This is a genomic window from Marseilla massiliensis, from assembly GCF_016899855.1.
Lineage (GTDB): Bacteria > Bacteroidota > Bacteroidia > Bacteroidales > Bacteroidaceae > Prevotella.
Window position 1 is genome coordinate 1 of the sequence record NZ_JACJJG010000104.1, and the last position, 9,257, is coordinate 9,257.

Annotated in this window: 8 protein-coding genes; 2 read left to right on the forward strand and 6 right to left on the reverse strand. The window is 50.6% G+C overall.

Annotated features, from left to right (window positions below):
• Positions 1-171: 171 nt before the first annotated feature.
• The 6 genes from H6A34_RS12175 to H6A34_RS12200 all read right to left on the reverse strand — a co-directional run bounded on the left by H6A34_RS12175 (position 172) and on the right by H6A34_RS12200 (position 6,547).
• A complete protein-coding gene (locus H6A34_RS12175) occupies positions 172-504 on the reverse strand; it encodes a DUF5056 domain-containing protein (RefSeq protein WP_205105739.1) in 333 nt (110 codons plus the stop codon).
• Complete coding sequence (locus H6A34_RS12180; protein ID WP_205105740.1) at positions 497-1,030, reverse strand: RNA polymerase sigma factor; 534 nt, start codon at positions 1,028-1,030, stop codon at positions 497-499. Before H6A34_RS12180 ends, H6A34_RS12175 begins: the two co-directional genes overlap by 8 nt.
• Before the next feature lie 49 nt (positions 1,031-1,079).
• A complete protein-coding gene (locus H6A34_RS12185) occupies positions 1,080-1,754 on the reverse strand; it encodes a DUF6249 domain-containing protein (RefSeq protein ID WP_205105741.1) in 675 nt (224 codons plus the stop codon).
• Between the two features lie 440 nt (positions 1,755-2,194).
• A complete protein-coding gene (locus tag H6A34_RS12190; protein ID WP_205105742.1) occupies positions 2,195-3,664 on the reverse strand; it encodes a leucine-rich repeat domain-containing protein in 1,470 nt (489 codons plus the stop codon).
• A gap of 145 nt (positions 3,665-3,809) precedes the next feature.
• Positions 3,810-5,450, reverse strand: coding sequence for a tetratricopeptide repeat protein (locus H6A34_RS12195; protein ID WP_205105743.1), 1,641 nt, complete (start codon positions 5,448-5,450; stop codon positions 3,810-3,812).
• 332 nt (positions 5,451-5,782) lie between these two features.
• A complete protein-coding gene (locus H6A34_RS12200) occupies positions 5,783-6,547 on the reverse strand; it encodes a hypothetical protein (protein WP_021947587.1) in 765 nt (254 codons plus the stop codon).
• Positions 6,548-6,759: 212 nt separating this feature from the next.
• Here H6A34_RS12200 and H6A34_RS12205 point away from each other — a divergent pair, with 212 nt between their 5' ends.
• Complete coding sequence (locus H6A34_RS12205) at positions 6,760-8,187, forward strand: methyltransferase RsmF C-terminal domain-like protein (RefSeq protein WP_205105744.1); 1,428 nt, start codon at positions 6,760-6,762, stop codon at positions 8,185-8,187.
• A gap of 136 nt (positions 8,188-8,323) precedes the next feature.
• Positions 8,324-9,118, forward strand: a complete 795-nt coding sequence (locus tag H6A34_RS12210; RefSeq protein WP_021947585.1) for a thymidylate synthase — start codon at positions 8,324-8,326, stop codon at positions 9,116-9,118.
• Positions 9,119-9,257: the final 139 nt, after the last annotated feature.

Below are 9,257 nucleotides of genomic sequence, written 5' to 3' on the forward strand. Positions count from 1 at the left end.
GAGGAAGAGCTGTACTTTGAGTTTGAGTAAATAAAAGCGTAATAAATTAAGAATTAAGAGTTAAGAATTAAGAAAATATGCTTTGTTGGTAATTTTCTTAATTCCTGACTCTCAGTTTCTCAAAGCTAATTTTCTTAATTCTTAACTCTTAATTCTTAATTCCCAACATTCCTATCTTTCCGCCGCTATCAGGTTATATCCTCCCAAGAAGATGACGAACAGGAGCCCGAAGAGCAGCAGAATAGGATTCTCCGAGATAATATGATTTGACATTACGGTGTCTGCAAGGCTCTTGACTTGCGCCGAAAGTGATGACAACCAATCGAATTTCACGCACATTACTACCCCCACGGCAACGCATATTGCCGTCCAGATGCGGTTCAGGCGGCGCGTGCGGTCTGGCAGGCGCCGCATTACCCGACGCGAAAAACCGGCGTCGGGAATCTCTATTTTATTCTCCTCAAAAAACTTCCTGACCAGAAGTTCGTCCCTCTTCTCATCCATATCCGTTCTCCTTTAAGTATGTTGCAAGTTTTGATTTACCTCTCGACAGGTGCGACTTAACCGTGCCTGAGGGCATTCCTGTTATCTCGGCGATACGTTCGATGGGCTGTCCCTCGACAAGTTGCAGGGTTACACACGCACGTTCGTCGGGCTTTAACATCTGCATACAACGGTAAATGTCCATCTTCAGGCTGCCGTCATGCGCGCTCACACCACAGTCGGCCACTTTCCCGTCGATGTCCTCGGTATGTCTGCGGGCTCGGACGTCGTCAAGCAGCACCCTGTAGGCAATGCGGTAAAGCCATGTAGAGAAGCCCGACAGGCCGCGGAAGTGCCCTATGTGGGTATAGGCCTTTATGAAAGTCTCCTGCGCCAGGTCGTCGCTGAGGGCCTCGTCGCCAAGCGTCTGCGTCATGAAGAAGCGGCGTACCGACTCCTGGTACTTCCTGACGATAGCGTCGAAAGCCCGCTTGTCGTCAAACGCCGCCACCCTGGCAACCAACGATATGTCGTTAAAAACTTTCATTTACTGATAAAACCGTATTGTAAACCTTAGTCCGCGGCCACTCCGGATACTACAATTCCTCTATGCCGTCATCATCCTTCCTGTCGTCTTTCTTGCCCGTGGTGCGCGCTATCACGGCCTGCCCCACGCCGTAGAACAATATGATGAGGCCCACTCCCCCGATGAAATTAGAGCCCTTGCACAGCGCAAGTGCCACAATACCGAGACCTATCGAGGCGTTCCTAATGCCCTTGCGCCAAAGCATGTCAGGGCTCATTGTCTCCGTGCGGCGAAGTTCGTCGGGTATGGGTTTCCCGGTTTCCATGGCTTTCTCTATTATGCGGTAACGCTCCTTCTTGCGCCTGAACACCATATAGAGCACCACCACTATCAGTATAACCGGCGAGAATACCGTAAGCAAGCACAATATGACGAAGAATACGGCCACGATGACGCCGCCAACGCCTATCGTAGTAAGATAGGCAATGAGGTTAAACGGGTCGTCAACATCGTCTAATGAAAAATTTTTTATAAAGTTGTCCTTGTCGTAAACGTTCTGAGAGGGTGAGGCCGACGTGTCAGCCTGGCTCACCATAGTTGTGTCAGAGTATGCCTCTATGCCTGCTGTGTCGGTTTGTGCCGTCGTCTGTGCCGCAGGCGTGGCGTGCCCGTTGCGTGGTGCTTGGGCAATGGCGGGCGTACCGATAACCGCCGCCATCATGATGGTAAGAAGTAGCTTTTTCATATCTTCGCTGTTTTTTGTTTCTGTACGTTAGACGTTGTATGTATGGAAAAAGTTGCATCCAGACATAAAAAATTCTGCATTTAACGTTTATTTACACTCCAAGAAACCATCAATCTTATTACGGCGGCAAACCGAACGACAGTCAAGCATTCACCATTATATAACTGGCAGACCGTCAAAAGAGCTGTTCACCCAATTTCATGCGTGATTACATACGGACAATACCGGCCAGCCAACAAGAAGCCATGCCGCCTCATATAATACCACGTTATATCCTCGATATCCCGATTGACGGCCTTTTATGTCGTGAAAGACCGTCAATCAGAATGTAAAAGGCCGTCTTTCGCTCGACGAAAGACGGCCTTTTACAATACGCCTGATTATCAACCACTTACAGACTGTTAGTCTGTCATGTATTCAGCTGCAATCAAACAAGCCGGTTATTTCACCATTTCCTTGCGCGTGGAGCCGTCACTGAAACGCACAATGTTCACTCCGCGCACAGGCTTTTCAATCCTGCGGCCGTCAAGTGTGTACCTTTCCGTCTCCTCAACGCTGCCGCGGCCTGCCTCAACAGCGCCGATGCCTGATGATATCATCTCCTTTATGCTGTTGCCGGTCTGCAAGGCAAACCACATGAAGCCGCACCCCCTGTCGGCCTTGTATGCCTCAAGCGTTCCCTCAGGCACCCAAAGCGTGCAGCCTTTGGCTCCTCCGTAGAACGACACCGAACCATTTGACTGCGGCACTTCCGTGGCGTATATGTACACGTCAAGCAGATTCCTGCAGTTTATAAAACACTGGTGGGTCATGGTTTTCAGCGTACTTGGCAGCGAAAGATATGTCAGACCGGTGCAGCTTCCGAATGCAAAGTCGTATATGTCGGTCACACCTTCGGGCACGATAAGCCTCTCAATCTTGCTGCACTGCGAGCAGGCGTAATTGTTTACGCCAGTTATCCCTTCGGGCAAAGTAACCTCGCCCGACAGTCCGGGAGCGCCGAGGAGAAGTATGCGTGGGTCGTCCTTATTTACAAGAAAGCTCTCGCCTACCACTAAGTAGTGAGGGTTGGCGTCGGCCACGGTGAACCTCACCAAGTTCTCCGCTCCCGAGAAGTCAGATTGCCCCACCGCCGTCAGCGTAGAGGGAATGCCCACTCCCTCGACCTGCGAACCACTGAAAGCGTTAGCCGAAATGCTTGTCACGCCCTCGGGGATGTTCAGAATACCGGTAACGCCTCCTGGTACAAGATACAATTCGTCACCCTTGACGAGCGCACCGTCGGCCGAAGAGAACACAGTGTTGCCCTCTTCCACCTCATAAGCCGTAACCTTGTCGCACCCGAGGAAAGCCGACGGATAAGCATCGGTAAGGTTTGACGGTATGACAAACGTACCCTCGGCCGCCGCAGAGAGCACGCAAAGCACACTTTTGTCCTTATTGTACAGCGCGCATCCTTCCGCGGTGAAGTACTGGTTGTCGTCAGATATTGTTATTTCGGCAAGGTTGCTGTTATATGCAAGCCCCCTGCTCTGGTAGTAACGCAGGTTGTCGGGCAGCACAAGCGTCTTCAGCGTGGCGCAGTTGGCCAGCTCGTTTATGCCTATGGCATTAACAAGGTCGGAGCCATAGTCGTCCAACGTTATCACCGTAGCACCTGAAAGGTCGAGCTTCTCGCACACTCCCGTAGTGTTGTTGTCGCCGTCATAGCCGCACATCGCGCGTATTATGGGCATATCCTCATAATTAACAGTGCCCGTTACTGTCAGTTCCCTTACCGTAGCCAGTTCCTCTTCCGTAAGCAAATCACACAGTGTGCCGGGTCTTTCAACGTTGATTGTCTTGGTCTGGGCGACCGCAAAAGCCGTACATGAAAGCAGGGTTAAGATAACTAATGTAAATCTTTTCATAACAACTTTGTTTTTAAATGTTTTGTTACTTTTTGCCGCTTAAATGGCTGAATACGCTGCAAAATAAAACATTTTCCGTCAAAAAGCAAGTATTAAGTACTACGGCAATACTACGGCAAACATCTAAAAACCATGCCGCTGGATGTCAAACAAGTGATTTTAGGTACTTTGTGATGTCTTCACCGGCACCAAGCTCAAGTTTCTTGCGCAATCTGTTGCGCGACGATTCCACGCTTCTCACCTCGCGGCAGGTCAGCGCGGCAATTTCCTTTGTTGACATGTTAAGGTATAGATACGTACACAGGCGCAGGTCGTTACTGCTCAAATTTGGGTGTACTGATGACAGTTTGCTGACGAAATGGGGATGTACCTTCTCGAAAAACACGCGGAACTCCTCGCTCACTTGCGTTGTACTGAAATGGCGCAGGCCACGGATAATGTCCGAGAAGCCATGTTCGGCTTCGTCGGTGTTGCCCGTTTTCACCACGTCACGCACACTTTGCAGTTCCTCCTCAAGTTTCCTGTGATACTCGTTCACGGATATCAGCTCCATACTGTAAGACGTAAGCTGGCGGTTCTTGTGGTCAATCTCAAGCGAAAGCTCGCGCTGCTGCCGTTCGTGTTCTTCCTTTTCGTAACGCTGCAGGCGCCTTCGCTGCTCGTTGATGAGGGCGTTTTTCCGGCGGTCGTTCCTCATCTTCCAGAACAGAAGGGCGAGCATAAGCAGTAAAAGCACGGCAAAGACGACGCTGCCATACAGCATATAGCCGCGCATCCGCACGTTCTGACGCAATATGCTGTTGCTCTGTCTCAGGCGTTCGGAATCATATTCTACAAGAAGTTCCTGCAAGTAAGCCTCGTCCTTGCCGTTTTCCATAGAGTCGGCAAGTTGCTCATGCGTCAGGATGTCACGCAGTCCGGCGAGCGAGTCGCCAGAGATGAAATTTATTTCAGCCAGCTGCCTGTACGAGTTCACCCTTACGGGGAGCGGCATTCCGTCGAGTGCTGAGTATATGTTTTTCTCCATCCGCGCCGCTTCCCTATGCTTGCCGAGCATTGTCTTCACAAGAGCCATGTTCAGCCAAGCCTGGAGTTTCTCCGGCGTGTCGGCCTTTTCTCCGCCTATACTCACGGCCTCGCCGAGCATACGCTCAGCCTCCTGATAGCGGCCTTGGCGGAAATAAGCCTCGGCCATGTTGGTATATATCGGCGCAACGGCCTGCCTGTCGTGCTTTGGAGCGTAGCCAAGGGCACGCTGCATGTAGCCGAAAGCAGCTTCATAGTCGGCTTGTTCCAACGCCACAAGCCCCTTGTTGTTGTATATGTTGCGCATCCCGGCCGAGTCGCCGGCCTCCTTGCAGAGTTCAAGCGACATGTCGAGCAGTCCTGACGCAGAGTCGAATTCGCGCGACGAGTAATAAATGGCGAAAAGGTTGTTGTACAGCCGGCCCAGCTGCGGCCTGTCGCCAAGCCGTTCCGCAATGCCTGCCGCGGCCTTGTAACACTTCATCGCCGCGGCCTTATTGCCTAATATGACATTGCTGCGACCGCTGTACGTATAGGCGTTCATCAACAGGACGGAGTCACTGTGCGCAAGCTTTGAGTACGGCGACTCAAGAACGTCAACGAGCCTGTTGAAGCATATAAGGGCCTCGGCCGTCTTCTTTCCGTCGAACATAGCCTTGGCCTCACGGTACATGCCGTCCCACTTGCCGGCGGGAAACGCTGGCAATGGCGCCGATACGGCAACGGCCACGAGCACGATGACGGTCTTCAGAATATTCATAGCGGCATAACGGCAACAGGCAAGGCGGCTGGCAAAGCGAGGCTTAAAGCCTGCTTGCGGCACGTTTCACCTTGGTTATAATTGAAACACTTGCTGTTCAATATTGTTACATAGTGCAAAAATACACAAATTTTTCGAAAAACAAGTTGTCCAAATGCAATAATCGCGAACACGAGACAGTTGGAACGGTTTTCCGATTGACGGCCTTTTGTGTCGTGAAAGACCGTCAATCGGAATGCAAAAGGCCGTCTTTCGTCGAGCGAAAGACGGCCTTTTGCAATACGCCTGATTATCAACGGGTTGCACTACAGCATGCACCCTGTCGGCAAATGTTAAAGTATTCTACCGCAAAGGCGGAAGTTTATTACCGGATATACGGTGATTTTGCTGAGCGTCTTCATAAGTCCGCCGTCCTCGCCGTCAAAGTCTTCTTCGGTAAGTTCGTCGCCGTTACAATACAACTTGGGTGAACCCCAGAACTGTACGCCGGCCTCGAACATGAAGCCTATACGCTTCTTGGGCACCGCACGGCCAAAACCGAGGCCGATGTACGGCTTGAACGACGCCGTCTTTATCTCTGCGCTGACGTTACCGTTCTCGTCAGGCGTAAGCAGATAGTCACCCAACTCGTAACCTATCATGTTGTCCGGATTGGCGTTGTTGTACCTCGTAATGTCCATGAGCAGTCCGTCCTCCTTGTTGTAAGCCTTGATGATGGCAGACGAACCGAAGTAGGCACCGGCCGTAATATGGAACGAGCTCTTCTTGAAGGGGAACACGTCGAAGAGCAGCTTACCGTTGGTAAAGCCTACCTTAGCCTCAACCTCCATCGTTTCGGGTATATCATAACCGCTGACGTCGGGCATCTCGTTAATGTCGAGGTCGGTTCCGAACTTGATTGACGGCATAAATGCCAGTCCAGCACGTACCTGTACATAATTGCCGATGGGCGCAGCTACGTCGAAACCGATACCGGGAGTACCGGCCGTAACACCTACGGAAAGATGGTTGAACATGTTTTTGTCCTCTTCCTGGGCATTGACGTTCAACGCCGTGAATACCATTGCCAGGGGTAAAATAAGATGTTTTAAGTTCATGATAAATGTTTATTTGTTATTGATGTTATATATTTTCACACCTTGAAAATGCTAAATTATGTAAACAATAAGGTTGCGTTTTTATCCAAAAAGGACAAATTACGACCTTTTTGACTGCAAAGTTAGGTTAATATAGTTAATCATACAACATTTTATCTAAAAACTTTAAAATATTTAGTAACTTTGCAAACCATGTATTATCACATTATACGATGACACTGCCCGACGACTTCATTACCCAGGCAAAAGCCACTATGGGCGACGAACTTTGGACTTTGCTGGCGCAAGGACTCTGCTCCGAGGCCCCGGTAAGCATACGCCTGAACCCGTGGAAATGCCGTGAAGGCATGTGGACGGCGGTTGACGCCACGGACTGTGTGGCATGGTGTAGCAGCGGATACTACCTAAACTCAAGGCCAAACTTCACGTTCGACCCCATGCTCCACGCCGGCATGTATTACGTTCAGGAGGCTTCGTCGATGTTTCTCGACCTCGTGTTGCGCCAATACGTTACCGGCGGGGCCGTCAGAATGCTCGATATGTGCGCCGCTCCGGGTGGCAAGTCGACCGTGGCGCGCGCCGCCCTGCCTGCCGGAAGCCTGCTCGTAAGCAACGAACCGATGCGTACCCGTGCGCAGATACTGGCGGAAAACATACAGAAGTTCGGCCATCCAGACGTCATCGTGACAAATAACTACCCGCAGGAGATAAGCCGCAGCGGCCTGATGTTTGACATAATACTTACCGACGTGCCATGCTCGGGTGAGGGAATGTTCCGCAAAGACCCTGTAGCAATAAACGAATGGAGCCCGCAGAACGTGGAGAAATGCCGCCGTCTGCAACGTGAAATCGTGGCCGAAGCATGGCAATGCCTGCGCCCGGGAGGTCTGCTGGTTTACTCTACATGCACGTTCAACACTAAGGAAGACGAGGATAACGTATCTTATATATGTAAAGAATTAGGCGCGGAAGTGCTGCCCGTTGACATCGACGGCGACTGGAAGATAACCGGGTCGCTGCTCAATGGCTTCGATAAACCCGTCTACCGCTTCCTGCCCGGCCTCACCCGTGGCGAAGGTTTGTTCATGGCCGTACTGAGAAAAACCGATGACGGCGCAACAGAACAAGGCCGCCCGAAGACAAAGAAGCAGAAGAACGGCAGGGAACGGGGCAAAAAACAAAGCACGGCAAAACCTGACAAGGGCTGGCTTACGTCGCCCGACGATTACGAGATAACGGAAAACGGCGATACGTTCACCGCCATACCCAAGGCGTGGAAAGACGTGTATGACCTTGCCTCACGCTTGCTCAAAGTGCTTTCTGCCGGCGTTGAGCTTGGCGAAATAAAGGGCAAGGACATCGTTCCGGCTCATGCGCTGGCACTATCGACGGCATTCAATGCCCAAGCATTCCCCTCCGTCAGCCTAAACTACGCCCAGGCAATAAGCTATCTGCGCAAGGAAGCCGTCACATTGCCGCCCGACACCCCACGCGGATATGTCGTAATGACATACCAGAACGTGCCGCTTGGCTTTATGAAGAACATCGGCAACAGGGCGAACAACCTCTACCCAGCCGAATGGAAGATAAAAAGCACCCATATACCAGAGGGGAAAAACAATGTGATAATTAAGAATTAAGAGTTAAGAATTAAGAAAATATGCCTTTGGGATATTAAGAGTTAAGAACTAAAAGCTAAGAAATATTCCTATAATTCAAATTTCCTATTCGGCCCATAAGGCTTATTTGGCCTATTACCCAATAAATAAACTGACAATGAAACAATATCTCGACCTGCTTAACCGCATAATGACGGAAGGCGTAAAGAAGCACGACCGCACCGGAACGGGCACAATCAGCATTTTCGGAAACCAGATGCGCTTTAACCTGGAGGACGGTTTCCCGTTGCTTACTACCAAGAAACTCCACCTGAAGTCAATCATCTACGAGCTGCTTTGGTTCTTGAAAGGTGACACAAACGTGAAATACCTTCAGGAAAACGGCGTGCGGATATGGAACGAATGGGCCGACGAGAACGGCGAGCTTGGCCCCGTGTACGGCCACCAATGGCGTTCGTGGCCTGACTATAACGGTGGACACATTGACCAGATAAAGAATGTTGTGGAGCAAATAAGGCACACGCCGGACTCACGCCGCATGATTGTCAGCGCATGGAACGTGGCCGAAATAGAAGAGATGCACCTGCCGCCGTGCCACTGCCTGTTCCAGTTCTACGTGGCAGACGGCCGCCTGAGCCTGCAACTTTACCAACGCAGTGCCGACACTTTCCTCGGAGTGCCGTTCAACATAGCGTCTTACGCGCTCCTGTTGATGATGATGGCGCAGGTGACAGGACTGAAACCGGGCGACTTCATACACACTACGGGCGACACACACATCTACCTTAACCACGTAGAACAGGTGAAACTACAGCTCACCCGCGAGCCTCGCCCCCTGCCGACAATGACAATCAATCCCGACGTCAAGGACATCTTCGACTTCAAGTATGAGGACTTCAAATTAGAAAACTATGACCCATGGCCGCATATATCGGGACAGGTGAGCGTTTAAAAAGTTAAGAATTAAGAGTTAAGAATTAAGAAAATATGCATCGGGAAATTAAGAACTAAGAACTGAAAGTCAGCGTTAAGATAATTAATATAATATGCCTCGATGGTAATTTTCTTAATTCTTAACTCTTAATTCTTAA